This window comes from Streptomyces sp. NPDC001714 (assembly GCF_042892755.1).
Lineage (GTDB): Bacteria > Actinomycetota > Actinomycetes > Streptomycetales > Streptomycetaceae > Streptomyces.
Window position 1 is genome coordinate 297,363 of sequence record NZ_JBIAUL010000007.1, and the last position, 13,341, is coordinate 310,703.

Consider the following 13,341-nt stretch of genomic DNA (forward strand, 5'->3'; position numbering starts at 1 on the left):
CTGTTCATTGCCCCTATGCTGTGCGGCGGCCCGGCACCACCCCTTGCCGGAGCCGCCGCCGCGACCGACCCCGGATCGCACCCGCACCACCAGAAACGAGCACCACCCGCATGCCCCGCATCAAGTCCCCGCACCTCCTGGTGGCCGAATCCGGCGCCGACCGGGAGGGCCACGGCCTCCGCCGCACCATGGGCCTCTTCCAGCTGATCTGCTTCGGCATCGGCGCGATCGTCGGCACCGGCATCTTCGTCGGCCTCTCCGACTCGGTCGCCCAGGCCGGCCCGGCCGTCGTCGTCTCCTTCGTCCTCGCCGCGGTCACCTGCGTCTTCACCGCCCTCTCCTTCGCCGAGCTGGGCGGGGCGATCCCGGTCTCCGGATCGTCGTACTCCTTCGCCTACGCCGGACTCGGCGAGTCCACCGCGTTCCTGGTCGGGTGGTGCCTGCTCCTGGAGTACGGCATCTCGATCTCGGCCGTCGCGGTCGGCTGGAGCCAGTACGTCAACGAACTGCTGCGCAGCCTCACCGGCCTCCAGCTCCCGCACGCCCTGTCCGCGGGCCCCGGCGACGGCGGGATCGTGAACCTCCCCGCCGTGATCGTCATCGCGATGGCCGCCGTGCTGCTGGTGCGCGGGGTCCGGGAGAGCGCCCGGGCCACCGCAGCGATGGCGGCCGTGAAGCTGGTCATCCTGCTCGCGTTCTGCGCGATCGGCTTCAGCGCCTTCAAGGACGGCAACCTCGTGCCGTTCTCCCCGGCGGGCCTCGGCGGCATCGGCGCGGGCACCACCGCCGCGTTCTTCTCCTACATCGGCTTCGACGCGATCACCACGGCCGGCGAGGAGGCGAAGAACCCGCGTCGGGACATCCCGGTCGCGATCCTCGTCTGCATGGGCGTGGTCACCCTGCTGTACTGCGCGGTCGCGCTGGCCGCGATCGGCGCCATCGGCGGCGACCAGGTCGCGGGCCGCCCCGCCGCCCTCTCCTACGTCGTCAACCAGGTCACCGGGTCCGCGATCGGCGGCGGTGTGATCGCCTTCGGCGCGGTCGTCGCCATCGCCTCGGTCGTCCTCGCGGTGATGTACGGCCAGACCCGCATCCTCATGTCCATGTCCCGGGACGGCCTGATCCCGCGCGTCTTCGAGAAGGTCTCCCCGAGGACCGCCACCCCGGTGGCCGGCACCCTGATCGTCGCGGCCGTCTTCGCGCTCCCGGCGGCCTTCGCCTCCCTGGACGCGGTGATGAACCTGTGTACCATCGGCACCCTCGCGATCATGGCCGTGGTGAACATCGCGGTGATCGCCCTGCGCCGCCGCGAACCGGCCCTCGCCCGCACCTTCCGGGTGCCGCTCTACCCGGTCGCCCCACTGCTGGGCGTCGGCTTCTGCCTCAATCTGATGTACGAGACCGGGTGGACGACCTGGATCCAGTTCGCCGTCTTCCTGGCCGTGGGCCTGCTGGTCTACCTCGGCTACGGGCGCCGGAACTCGACGCTGGCCGCCGCCGGGACGCTCACGCCGGACGCCACTGACGCGGTACTGCAGGAAGCCTGAACCACACCGCCTTGCCCGACTCGGTGGGGCGGTGCCCGCAGGACGAGCTGAGGGCGCGGATCAGCAGCAGGCCGCGCCCGCCCTCCTGCATGGGGTCGGGCTCCTCGATCACCGGACGGGTGAGATGCCCGGGCGGCGCCGGGTCCGGGTCGTGCACCTCGACCTTGCAGCCCCCCGGCACCAGCTCGACGACCAGCTCTATCGGTCCCCTGCCGGCGGTGTGCTCCACGGCGTTGGCGACCAGTTCCGCCGTGAGCAGTTCGGCGGTGTCGGGGTCGGCCGCGTGGTCCGCCTCCTCCATCGCCGAGCGCACCAGGGCACGGGCGACCGGCACGGCCGCGACGGTGTGCGGCAGCGCGATACGCCAGGAGGCGGCGGAAGGTGGTTCGTACACGGCGATTCCGTTCATGGCGCAGGCGATCACTGCTTGTCCTGCTTTCAACTGTAGGAATGGTACGGGTCCCGTCCCGGACACCGGCGGCGCCCCCCTGACGAGACGTTCGTCCCGGTAACGGGTGGCTTACCCCGCCGGTGGGCCCGTCTCGCACATCCGGCTCCGCTGTTACCGCGTTATTGACGCGCCGTGACCTTGTGACGCGGCACATACGGAAGAGCCCCCGGTTCCCGGGGGCTCTTCCGCAGGGGGAGGGATCAGCCGAACTCCACCATTCCCGCGGTCAGCGTCGCGCCGTCCGCCGGGTCGATCAGGATGAACGCGCCGGTACGGCGGGAGACCGCGTAGGCGTCCAGCGGCAGCGGCTCGGCGCTGCGCAGGGTGATCCGGCCCAGGTCGTTGGCGACCAGCTCGGCCGCGCCCCCCAGGTCCCGGACGATCGCCTTGACGGTCCGGGTGGCGTGCTTGAGCAGCACCCGGTCGCCGACCCGGAGCGGCCGGTCGGCCAGGTGGCACACGGCCGCCGTCACGTCCTGCGTGAGCACCGGCGCCTCCGGGCCCGTGGTGATCATGTCGCCGCGCGAGACGTCCCGCTGGTCGGCCAGGCGTACCCCGATGGACTGCGGGGCATGGGCCGATCCGGCCCCGGCGCCGAGCACGTCGATCGCCGCGATCGTGGAGGTGACCCCGGACGGAAGGACGGTGACCCGGTCGCCGACCCGCAGCGAGCCGGAGACCAGCTGGCCCGCGTAGTGGCGGACGTCACCGTGCCGGATGACGTACTGGACCGGGAAGCGGGCCGGGGCGTCGGCGGCGTCCGCGGCCACCGGGACGTTCTCCAGGAACTCCAGGAGCGCCGGGCCGTCGTACCAGCCCATGTGCGCGGAACGGTCGACGACGTTGTCGCCCACCAGCGCCGAGACCGGGATCGCGGTGACCTCGGGGAGCTCCAGCTCCGCGGTCTGGGCGGTGAAGTCGGCGACGATCCGCTCGAACTCGGCCCGCTCGTAGCCGACCAGGTCCATCTTGTTGACGGCGAGGACGACGTGCGGGACGCGCAGCAGGGCGGCGATCGCGGCGTGCCGCCGGGTCTGCTCGACGACCCCGTTGCGGGCGTCGACGAGGATGATCGCCAGTTCGGCGGTGGAGGCGCCGGTGACCATGTTGCGGGTGTACTGCACGTGGCCGGGTGTGTCGGCGAGGATGAACCGGCGCTTCGGGGTGGCGAAGTAGCGGTAGGCCACGTCGATGGTGATGCCCTGCTCGCGTTCGGCGCGCAGTCCGTCGGTGAGGAGGGCGAGGTCGGGTGCGTCCTGGCCGCGTGAGGCGGAGGCGCGCTCGACGGCCTCCAGCTGGTCGGTGAGGACCGACTTGGAGTCGTGCAGGAGCCGTCCGACCAGGGTGGACTTGCCGTCGTCGACCGAGCCGGCGGTCGCGAACCGCAGGGTGTCGATGGTCGCGCTGGTGCTCATGGCTAGAAGTACCCCTCGCGCTTGCGGTCTTCCATCGCGGCCTCGGAGAGCTTGTCGTCGGCACGCGTGGCGCCGCGCTCGGTGAGCCGGGAGGCGGCGATCTCGGCGATCACCTTCTCGATGCTGTCGGCGTCGGAGTCCACCGCGCCCGTGCAGGACATGTCACCGACGGTCCGGTAGCGGACCTGGCGCTTCTCCACGGTCTCGTTCTCCCGCGGCCCGCCCCACTCGCCGGCGGTCAGCCACATCCCGCCCCGCTGGAACACCTCGCGTTCGTGCGCGTAGTAGATCCGGGGCAGTTCGATCCCCTCGCGGGCGATGTACTGCCAGACGTCCAGCTCGGTCCAGTTGGACAGCGGGAAGACGCGGACGTGCTCGCCGGGGGCGTGCCGCCCGTTGTAGAGGTTCCACAGCTCGGGGCGCTGGCGGCGCGGGTCCCACTGGGAGAACTCGTCCCGCAGCGAGAACACCCGCTCCTTCGCGCGCGCCTTCTCCTCGTCCCGTCGGCCGCCGCCGAAGACCGCGTCGAAACGCTCGCTCTGGATCCTCTCCGTCAGGGGCACGGTCTGGAGCGGGTTGCGGGTGCCGTCGGGCCGCTCGCGCAGTACACCTCGGTCGATGTAGTCCTGTACGGAGGCCACATGGAGGCGCAGCCCATGTGCGGCCACCACACGGTCCCGGTACTCAAGGACCTCGGGGAAGTTGTGTCCCGTGTCCACGTGCAGCAGTGAGAAGGGGATCGCGGCGGGCGCGAACGCCTTCAGGGCCAGGTGCAGCATGACGATGGAGTCCTTGCCGCCGGAGAACAGGATCACCGGCCGCTCGAACTCGCCCGCCACCTCGCGGAAGATGTGGACCGCCTCGGACTCCAGCGCGTCCAGGTGCGACAGCGTGAAGGTGCTCATGCCAGCAGCCCCCGCTCCGCCAGCAGCGCGTGCACCGCGTCCGCCGACTGCTGCGGGGTCTGGTCCTGGGTGTGGAGTACCAGCGCCGGATCGGTGGATGGCTCGTACGGGTCGTCGACGCCGGTCAGCCCGGTCAGCCGACCCGCGGCCTGCCTGGCGTACAGGCCCTTCACGTCCCGCTCGCTGCACACCTCGACGGGGGTCGCCACATGCACCTCCAGGTACGGCGTCCCGCTCTTCTCGTGCCGGCCCCGGACCGCCTCGCGGCTGTCGGCGTAGGGGGCGATGACCGGGACGACGGAGAGCACGCCGTTGCGGGCCAGCACCTCGGAGACCAGGCCGATGCGCTGCACGTTGGTGTTGCGGTCCTCCCGGGAGAAGCCGAGGCCGGCCGAGAGGAAGCGGCGTATCTCGTCGCCGTCGAGGACCTCCACGCGATGTCCCTCGGCCCTGAGCCGGTCGCCGAGGAGGCGGGCGATCGTCGTCTTGCCCGCGCTCGGCAGCCCCGTCAGCCAGACCGTGGCTCCCTGAGCCTTTGGCGTGGTGGTCATGCGCAACAGACCTCTTCCTTACCTACTCGTCAAACTCGCGTACGACCCGTCGAAGGGTAGGTAAGAAGTCTGAGAGGAGTGGTGAAGGAGCCTGAGGTTTAGCTGAGTGACTCCTGGTACGCAAGAGGTCACACGTCGTGCAATGAACATTTCACAAAGAGGCGCCTGTTCACAGAGCCGGTCACAGGCCGCGCGGATTCGGTCACAGGCCGACGAACGTGCCCCCGGCCGCCCGCAGCCGCTCGTGCAGGGCGCGGAAGACGGCCGCCGAGCGGGTGCCGGGCCAGTCGGCGGGCAGCAGGTCCGTCGGCAGCCCGGGGTCGGTGTACGGCAGGTGGCGCCAGGTGTCGAGGGCACGGAGATAGTCGCGGTAGGCGTCCTCGGGCGGGGTGTCACTCCGGTGCTCCCAGCCGCGCAGCACCGGCTCGTGGGCGTCGAGGAACTGCTCGTGCGCCTTGGCGATCGCCGTCAGGTCCCACCAGCGGGCGACCGCCTCGACGGTGGGCTGGAAGCCGAGGTGGTCACCGCGGAAGAAGTCCACGTACGGGTCGAGGCCGAGCCGGCTCAGGGTGTGCCTGGTCTCCTCGAACAACCGGGCCGGGGCGATCCACACGCCCGGCGCGGCCGTGCCGAAGCCGAGTCCGGCCAGCCGGGAGCGCAGCACGTGCCGCTTCTGCCGTTCCGACTCGGGCACCGAGAACACCGCGAGCACCCAGCCCTGGTCCTGCGGCGGGGCGGAGGCGTAGACCCGGCGGTCGCCGTCGTCGAGCAGCTGGCGTGCATCCGCGGAGAGCTCGTACCCGGCGGCGCCCTGCGCGGTACGGGCCGGCGCCAGCAGCCCGCGCCGTTTCAGCCGGGACACCGACGAACGTACGGAGGGGGCGTCCACGCCCACGGCGGCCAGCAGCCGGATCAGCTCGGCGACGGGCACCGGGCCGGGCAGGAAGCGGCCGTACGCGCCGTAGAGCGTGACGATGAGGGACCTCGGGGCGTGTTGCTCGGGCACGTTGATCATTTTAGGTCCCCGGCATCACTGCTGGTCACCTTCGGTGCACGGCTGAATGAGAGTCAGGGTTCCGGGGCCCGTCCCGGAGGCCCCGTGCCGGCTGCCGGGGGCCGGGTCAGGCGGCGACGGCGAGGCGCTCGGCCGGGCCGCGGTGCGGCGGGACCACGCTGCCGTCGGCGTGCAGCTCGCCCGTGTCGTCGAAGACGATCGCCCCGTCGCACAGCAGGGTCCAGCCCTGCTCGGGGTGGGCGACGACGATGTGCGCCAGGCCGCAGTCGGCCGTCGCGCTCGGGGACTGGTGGGAACACATGGCGCACCTCCACGGGTCTGCCTCCGGCACGGTCGCCGACCGGCATGACCAGACCATGCTCCTGCCGTGAACGCCGGGGAACCTCCCGCGGCGACCTGTGACAACACGCGGACAACTCCCGGACGCCGCCAGGACGGCCGCCGCGGCTCCGGGACACGCCCGGGGGCCGAGGCGCGGCGGGACGCGCCACCGAAGGAGTGACGGTCACGCTCGCGGGCCCGGCCGCCCGGTATCCAGGGCGTGCCCCCCCTCACGTTCCGGGAAGGAAGCCATGCCCCTACGCCCCGCCCTCGCCGCGGCCCTCGGTTCCGCCGCCCTGCTGTGCGCCGCCGTCGCCCCCGCGACCGCCGCCCCGACCGCCGCCCCCGCCGAGTCCGTCAAGGTCGACGCCACCGGCCGTCTCGCCGCCGACGGCACCGTCACCCTCTCCGGCACCTACACCTGCACCGATGCAACCGGACCGGTGTTCATCAGCTCCTCCCTCAGCCAGGGCTCCCCGAACTACCGGCACGGCATCGGCGGCACCCAGGCCGTGTGCGACGGCGCCGAGCACCACTGGAAGAACACCGGCACGGTCGTCTCGGAGAAGCTGAAGCCCGGCGCGGCCCACGTCGAGGCCACGATCATGGAACTGCGCAACACGGGCGGCCTGCCGCTGCCGTCCTTCCACGCCACCGGTGAGCAGGACATCACCCTCACCAAGGCCTGAGCCGCCACTCCTGGTGGTCCGGCACCTCAGGGGAGCCGGGCCTCCGGCCGCCCCGCATCCGTCAGCGACTCAGCAGCTTCCGCAGCGCCGAGCTCACCTCGTCCGGCGCCTCCTCCGCCATGAAGTGCCCGCAGTCCACCGTGCGGTGATCCAGATCCGGTGCCCAGGCCCGCCACAGCGCGGCCGCGTCGTAGCCGAGGGCGGCGCCCCAGTCCTGCTGGAGGACGGTGACCGGCATGCGCAGCAGGTTCCCGGCGGCCCGGTCGGCCCGGTCGTGCTCGGTGTCGACGCCGGCCGAGGCCCGGTAGTCGGCCACGATCGAGGGCACCGCCGCCCGGCAGGCCGCGAGATAGGCCGCGCGGACGTCGCCGGGGATCGCCCCGGGGGCGCGGGTCCACAGGTCGAGGAAGTGGCCGAAGAACAGATCCGGGGCCGCGCCGATCAGCTCTTCCGGCAGACCGGGCGGTTGCGCCATCAGGTACAGATGGAACGCGACGGCGGCCGTGGCGCCGTGCAGCACCTCCCACATGTCCAGGGTGGGCAGCACGTCCAGCAGCGCCAGGTGCGTGACCGCGTCCGGGTGGTCGAGCCCGGCCCGGAAGGCGACCAGCGCGCCCCGGTCGTGCCCGGCCAGTGCGAAGCGCTCGTGGCCGAGGGCCCGGGCGAGCGCCACGACGTCGGCGGCCATGGTCCGCTTCGCGTACGACGTCCCGCCGTCGTCGGCCGGCTTGTCGCTGGCGCCGTAGCCGCGCAGGTCGGGACAGATCACCGTGTGCCCGTCCGCGAGGGCGGCGGCCACGTGCCGCCACATCAGGTGGGTCTGGGGGAAACCGTGCAGCAGGACGACCGGGCTGCCGGCGCCGCCGACGGCCGCGTGCAGGGCGACACCGTCCGCGACCGGGACGCGGTGCTGCCGAAAACCGGGGATGTTCATGTTCATGCGCCGAGGCTCCCGCGCCCGGATCAGCAGCCGATCAGCAGCACGTACGGTGGGCGGGTGAGGAACGACCAGGTCGCCTTCGGGGTGCTCGGACCCGTGACGGCCGAGCGCGCCGGCCTCCCGCTCGCCCTGAAGGGCCCCCGGCACCGCGCCGTACTGGCCCGGCTGCTCGTCGCCCGCAGGCGCGTGGTGCCCGTCGCCCGGCTGGTCGCCGACCTCTGGGAGGAGCCGCCGCCCAGCGCCGTCGGCACCGTCCGCACCTTCGTGGGCGATCTGCGGCGGGCCCTCGAACCCGGCCGGCCGCCCCGCACCCCGGCCCGGTTGCTGGTCACCGACGGCCCCGGCTACGCGCTGCGCGCGGAGACGGTCGACGCCTGGCGGTTCGAGCAGGCCGTGGAGACCGCCGCGCAGCAGGAGCCCGCGCGGGCCGCGCAGCTGCTGCGGGAGGCGCTGGAGCTGTGGCGGGGGCCCGCCTACGCCGAGTTCGCGGACGAGCAGTGGTGCGGGGGCGAGCGCGGCCGGCTCGCCGAGCTGCGGCTACGGGCCGTGGAGCAGCGGGCCGAGGCGCTGCTGGCGGCGGACCGGGCGGCCGAGGCGGTGCCCGATCTGGACGCGCACCTCACCGGGCACCCGTGGCGCGAGGAGGCCTGGCGGCTGCTGGCGCTCGCCCTCTACCGGACCGGCCGCCAGGGCGACGCCCTCGCGGTGCTGCGCCGGGCCCGCGCCACCCTCGCCGGCCGGCTGGGTCTCGACCCGGGCCGGGCGCTGCGCCGACTGGAGGCCGACGTGCTCGCCCAGGACCCCGGGCTGGACGCCCCCGCCGCCCGGGAGGCCGCCGCGGCCCGGGTCTGGTCCCGGGCGGCCGAGGCCTACGACCGTACCGTCGCCGCCGGTGCCCGGGTCCGGCTCGAATCGACCGTCGGACTGCTGCGCACCCTCGCGGTGACCGGCTCCGGCGGGCTGGCCGCCGCCCGCGAACACCGGCTCGCGGCGATCACCGCGGCCGAGGAGTCCGGCGACCCGGAACTCACCGCCCGGGTCATCGGCGCCTACGACGTCCCGGCGATCTGGACCCGGTCCGACGACGAGACGGGCGCCGCCCGCATCGTCCGGGCCGCCGAACGGGCGCTCGCCCGCCTCGCCGCCACCCCGGCCCAGGACGCGGCCCGCTGCAGGCTGCTCGCCACCGTCGCCCTGGAGTCACGCGGCACCGGGTCCGGCCGCGCCGTGGCGGCCGCCGCCGAGGCCGAGCGCCTCGCCCGCCGCCTGGACGACCCGGCGCTGCTCGCCTTCGCCCTCAACGGCGTCTTCATGCAGTCCTGCACCCGGGCCGGCCTCGCCCCGCGCCGTGACGCCGTCGGCACCGAACTGGTCGCCCTCGCCGTCCGGCACGGCCTGGTCACCTACGAGGTGCTGGGCCACCTGATCAGGGTCCAGGCGCGGGCCGCCCTCGCCGACTTCACCACGGCCGACGACCACGCGGCGGAGGCCGACCGGCTGGCCGACCGTCATGAACTGCCGCTGGTCCGGGTGTTCACGGAGGGGTACCGGGCGCTGCGCCTGGCGGCGACGGGTGAGAACGGGCGCGGCGGGGGAGGGGCCGGTGCCGTCGAGGCCGCCTATCGCGAGGTCGATCGGCTGCTGGAGGGACCCGGCATGCCCGGGGTGCGCGACGGGCTGCTGCCCCTCGCGCTGCTCTGCGCCCGGCTGGCAGGACGGCCGTACGGCATCAGGGACGCCGTAGACCCGGGCGCCGACTGGGGGCCGTACCTCCTTTGGATCCGCCCCGCGCTCGCCCTCGCCGCCGACGACGAAGGGGCGGCCCGCGATGCGCTTCGCGAGCTGCCCGAGCCTCCTGCCGACCTCGTGCAGGAGGCACTGTGGTGCGTCGCGGCGGCCGCTGCCCTGGAACTCGGCGACCGCCCGACCCTGCGCCGCTGCCTGACGGCACTCCGCCCGGCCGCCGGCCAACTCGCCGGCGCGGGCAGCGGCTTGCTGACGGCCGGCCCGGTCGACGACTGGCTGACGTTGATCGGAGACGCCCTCGGCTGAGCAGCGCCCCGAAGGGGCGCTGGGGGTACCCCCGGCCGAAGGCTGGGGGAGGAACTGCGCGACCAGCCACGACGACGCCGCAGTCGACTGACGGCATGTCCCGGCCCTCCCAGCGCAGTGCTATGCCGCCAGCTCCTTCTTGATGCGGTCCAGCATGAACGCCGAGGACTCGCGGGCCCGTTCCTCCCAGGCGAAGACGCAGGCGGTGGCGACACCGTCGAAGTCCAGCTCGCGCAGGGTGCCGAAGAACGCCTCCCAGTCGACCTCGCCCTGGCCGACGTCCAGGTGCTGGTGGATGCGGGCCGCGGTGCCGGGCGGGTTGAGGATGTAGCGCAGTCCGCTGGAGCCCTTGTGGTTGAAGGAGTCCGCGATGTGCACGTGCTGGAGCTTGTCGCCGGCGTAGCGCATCATCGCCGCGATGTCGGCCGTGGGGTCGGCGCCGGAGAGGTGGAAGGAGTGCGGGGCGCAGTACAGGTAGTTCACCCACGGCTTGTTGATCGCGCGGACCAGGTCGACCGCGGGGGTGTTCTCCTCGCAGAAGTCGTCCGGGTGGGCCTCCAGGTTCAGGGCGATGCCCTCGCGCTCGAAGAGGGGGAGGAGCTCCTCCAGCGAGCGCCAGAAGGCCGCCTCGCTCTCCGCCGCCCGCTCCGGACGGCCGTTGAACTCGCTGTTCATCAGGGTGCATCCGAGATCCGCCGTGATCTCGATCATCCGCTTCCAGTAGCGGACGGCCGCCTGCCGCTCCGTCTCGTCCGGGGACGACCACTTGTACAGCGGGAGGACGGAGGAGAGCTGGACGCCGTGCGTGCGCAGCGAGTTCTTCAGCTCCGCGATGCGGCCGTCGTCCGCGCGCGGGTGCCGGAAGAACGGCATGAAGTCGTCGCGCGGCGACAACTCGATGTACTCGTAGCCGAGTTCGGCCACCGTGCGCACCATGTCGTCGATCGGCAGGGCGCGGAACATGTAGGGGTCGAGGGCGATCTTCACGCGGTGCCTCCGTAGAACGCCGGGCGGGGCTTGAGGTCGGTGGCGACGACGGTGCCCGACTCCAGGGCCTCGACGGTCGCGGCGGTGATGACGGTGGCGGCGTAGCCGTCCCACGCGGACGGACCGGTGGGCGCCTCGCCCGCCGCCAGGTTGGCGATCCACTCGCGGAACTCGGTGTCGAAGGCGTCCCGGAAGCGGCCCACCCAGTCCGTGAGGACCTCGGTGCTGTGCTGTCCTGCGGTGCGGACGCCGACCGCGGCCGGGTCGGGCAGCCGGACCAGGCCCTCCTCGCCCACCGCCTCGCACTGGATGTCGTAGCCGTACTGGCAGTTGACGAAGACCTCCAGGTCGATGCGGACGCCCTTGGCGGTCTCGAAGAGCATGAGCTGCGGGTCCTTGAGGTGCTCGAACCGCTTGCTCGTGGCGCGCGGGGTGATCACCTGGGTGGAGACGATCTCGTCGTCGAGGAGCCAGCGCAGTACGTCGACCTCGTGCACCGCCGTGTCCAGCGCGGCCATCGCGGACGTGTACGACTCCGGGACGGTCGGGTTGCGGTGGGCGCAGTGCACGATCAGCGGCGCGCCGATCTTCCCCGAGTCGATGACCGACTTCAGCTGCCGGTAGCCGGCGTCGTAGCGGCGCATGAAGCCGACCTGGACCAGGCGGCGGCCGTGCGCCTGCTCGGCCTCGACGATGCGCAGGCAGTCCTCGGCGGTGGTGGCCAGCGGCTTCTCGCAGAACACCGGCTTCCCGGCGGCGATCGCGTTCAGCACGTGCTCGGCGTGGGTGGGGCCCCAGGAGGTGACGAGTACCGCGTCCACGTCGTCCGCCGCGACCACGGCGGCCCCGTCGGGCAGTACCCGGGCGCCGACCGGCTCCGCGGCCTCGGCGGCGCGGGCCGGGTCGATGTCGGTGACCGCGGTGACACGGGCTCCGGTGACGGTGTGGGTGAGGCGCTGGATGTGCTCGTTGCCGATCCAGCCGGCGCCGATGACGCCTACACGTACGGTCATGGTCGTCCCTTCAGGGGGTCAGGAGAAGCGCGCCCGGAGTTCGGCTTCGAGGGTTTCGAGGGTGCGGCCCTTGGTCTCGGGGACGTAGAGCTTCACGAAGGTGAGCGAGACGATCCCCGCCACGACGAAGAGGAAGAAGGTGCTGGAGATCCCGATGGCGGAGACCAGGGACGGGAAGACCAGGCCGATCACGAAGTTGGTCAGCCACAGCACCACGGCCGCCACACCCATCCCGAAGCCGCGCATCCGCATCGGGAAGATCTCCGACAGCATCAGCCAGGTCACCGGGGAGATCGCGCCCTGCTGGAAGGCGAGGAAGGTGACGGTCATGGCGAGCACGGCGTAGGCCCGGCCGTCCCCGGCGGGCAGCACCAGGGAGAAGACGCCGATGAACAGCAGGGCGAGGGTGGTGCCGATCTGGCCGGTCATCAGCATGGGGCGGCGGTTGACGCGCCCGAGGAGCCAGATGCCGACGAAGGTGGCCAGGACCGAGATCACGCCGTTGGCGATGTTCGCGGTCAGCGCGGTGTCCGAGGCGAAGCCGGCGTCCGAGAGGATCTGGGTGCCGTAGTACATGATCGTGTTGACGCCGGTGATCTGCTGCACGATCGCGATGCCGAAGCCCACGAACATCAGCCTGCGCAGCCACGGCGTGGCCTTCATGTCCTGCCAGCCGCCGAGCTTCTCCTGCTCCTCCTTCACGGCGAGCGCGGACACCTCGGCGAGCTCGGCCTCGGCGCGCTGCGCGGACCGCACCTGCTTCAGCACCTCCAGCGCCTCGCTGAACCGCGTCCTGGACGCCAGCCAGCGGGGGCTCTCCGGCATGACCAGCATGCCGAACCACAGCACCACGGCCGGGACGGTGGCGATCACCAGCATCCAGCGCCAGATGCCACCGCTCTCGCTCCCGACGTTCGCGATGACGGCGTTGGAGGTGAAGGCCAGCAGCTGCCCGCTGACGATCATCAGCTCGTTGCGGGTGACCAGCGCACCGCGCCGCTCGGCGGGCGAGATCTCCGCGAGGTAGACCGGCACGGTCACCGACGCGCCACCGACCGCGAGGCCCAGCACGAAGCGGGCCACGATCATGAACGCGGTGGTCGGGGCGAGGGTGGCACCCAGCGCGCCGACGAAGAACAGCACCGCGAGGGTGAGGATCGTACGGCGGCGGCCCCGCGCGTCCGACACCCGGCCGCCGGCCACCGCGCCGAGTGCGGCACCCAGCAGCAGCGAGCTGGTGACCATGCCCTCGGTGACCGAGTTCAGCCCGAGGTCCTTGCTCATGTAGGGCAGGGCACCGTTGATGACGCCGGTGTCGTAGCCGAAGAGCAGTCCGCCGAAGGTGGCGATGACCGTGATGATCCGCAGCCGACGGGAGGCCGCAGGGGAGGGCCGGTCGGTGACGGGGGCGGTGGCCTGGAGCGTGTCGTCCCTGACGTTCATGCGGCCGCCTCC

General features: G+C 72.6%; 13 protein-coding genes. 3 read left to right on the forward strand and 10 right to left on the reverse strand.

Going from position 1 to position 13,341, the window contains the following annotated elements; all coding sequences use genetic code 11:
* The first annotated feature begins 110 nt into the window (after positions 1 to 110).
* Positions 111 to 1,547: an amino acid permease gene (locus ACFY0P_RS20640; RefSeq protein WP_388914783.1), complete on the forward strand. Its 1,437-nt coding sequence runs from the start codon at positions 111 to 113 to the stop codon at positions 1,545 to 1,547.
* Here the strand turns inward: ACFY0P_RS20640 and ACFY0P_RS20645 are convergent.
* The 6 genes from ACFY0P_RS20645 to ACFY0P_RS20670 all read right to left on the reverse strand — a co-directional run bounded on the left by ACFY0P_RS20645 (position 1,507) and on the right by ACFY0P_RS20670 (position 6,185).
* The gene (locus ACFY0P_RS20645) at positions 1,507 to 1,956 is read right to left on the reverse strand and encodes an ATP-binding protein (RefSeq protein WP_388914786.1); all 450 of its coding nucleotides are present in this window, start codon (positions 1,954 to 1,956) and stop codon (positions 1,507 to 1,509) included. The genes ACFY0P_RS20640 and ACFY0P_RS20645 overlap by 41 nt on opposite strands.
* Before the next feature lie 242 nt (positions 1,957 to 2,198).
* The gene (locus tag ACFY0P_RS20650; RefSeq protein WP_388914789.1) at positions 2,199 to 3,413 is read right to left on the reverse strand and encodes a sulfate adenylyltransferase subunit 1; all 1,215 of its coding nucleotides are present in this window, start codon (positions 3,411 to 3,413) and stop codon (positions 2,199 to 2,201) included.
* 2 nt (positions 3,414 to 3,415) lie between these two features.
* On the reverse strand, positions 3,416 to 4,318 hold the full coding sequence (gene cysD, locus ACFY0P_RS20655; protein ID WP_388914792.1) for a sulfate adenylyltransferase subunit CysD: 903 nt from the start codon (positions 4,316 to 4,318) through the stop codon (positions 3,416 to 3,418).
* Positions 4,315 to 4,869 carry an adenylyl-sulfate kinase gene (gene cysC, locus ACFY0P_RS20660; RefSeq protein WP_388914795.1) on the reverse strand — a complete coding sequence of 185 codons (555 nt, stop codon included), beginning with the start codon at positions 4,867 to 4,869 and terminating at the stop codon, positions 4,315 to 4,317. The genes cysD and cysC overlap by 4 nt, the downstream gene beginning before the upstream one ends.
* Before the next feature lie 202 nt (positions 4,870 to 5,071).
* Complete coding sequence (locus ACFY0P_RS20665) at positions 5,072 to 5,884, reverse strand: PaaX family transcriptional regulator C-terminal domain-containing protein (protein WP_388914798.1); 813 nt, start codon at positions 5,882 to 5,884, stop codon at positions 5,072 to 5,074.
* A gap of 106 nt (positions 5,885 to 5,990) precedes the next feature.
* Entirely contained in the window at positions 5,991 to 6,185 is a 195-nt protein-coding gene (locus ACFY0P_RS20670) for a DUF5999 family protein (RefSeq protein ID WP_388914800.1), read from the reverse strand.
* A 271-nt stretch (positions 6,186 to 6,456) separates the two neighbouring features.
* Between ACFY0P_RS20670 and ACFY0P_RS20675 the strand changes: the two genes are divergently transcribed.
* Entirely contained in the window at positions 6,457 to 6,894 is a 438-nt protein-coding gene (locus ACFY0P_RS20675; RefSeq protein ID WP_388914803.1) for a DUF6299 family protein, read from the forward strand.
* Between the two features lie 61 nt (positions 6,895 to 6,955).
* On the opposite strand, the gene ACFY0P_RS20680 is transcribed toward ACFY0P_RS20675, so the two are convergent.
* Entirely contained in the window at positions 6,956 to 7,834 is an 879-nt protein-coding gene (locus ACFY0P_RS20680; RefSeq protein WP_388914806.1) for an alpha/beta fold hydrolase, read from the reverse strand.
* 57 nt (positions 7,835 to 7,891) lie between these two features.
* On the opposite strand from ACFY0P_RS20680, the gene ACFY0P_RS20685 reads away from it, so the two are divergent.
* On the forward strand, positions 7,892 to 9,886 hold the full coding sequence (locus ACFY0P_RS20685; RefSeq protein ID WP_388914809.1) for a BTAD domain-containing putative transcriptional regulator: 1,995 nt from the start codon (positions 7,892 to 7,894) through the stop codon (positions 9,884 to 9,886).
* A gap of 120 nt (positions 9,887 to 10,006) precedes the next feature.
* Here the strand turns inward: ACFY0P_RS20685 and ACFY0P_RS20690 are convergent, their stop codons facing one another.
* From ACFY0P_RS20690 to ACFY0P_RS20700, 3 genes are read right to left on the reverse strand one after another with little or no spacing between them, the layout of a single operon-like run.
* A complete protein-coding gene (locus tag ACFY0P_RS20690) occupies positions 10,007 to 10,873 on the reverse strand; it encodes a sugar phosphate isomerase/epimerase family protein (protein WP_388914812.1) in 867 nt (288 codons plus the stop codon).
* On the reverse strand, positions 10,870 to 11,886 hold the full coding sequence (locus tag ACFY0P_RS20695) for a Gfo/Idh/MocA family oxidoreductase (RefSeq protein WP_388914815.1): 1,017 nt from the start codon (positions 11,884 to 11,886) through the stop codon (positions 10,870 to 10,872). Before ACFY0P_RS20695 ends, ACFY0P_RS20690 begins: the two co-directional genes overlap by 4 nt.
* An 18-nt stretch (positions 11,887 to 11,904) precedes the next feature.
* Complete coding sequence (locus ACFY0P_RS20700) at positions 11,905 to 13,329, reverse strand: sugar porter family MFS transporter (protein ID WP_388914818.1); 1,425 nt, start codon at positions 13,327 to 13,329, stop codon at positions 11,905 to 11,907.
* Between the last annotated feature and the right edge of the window lie 12 nt (positions 13,330 to 13,341).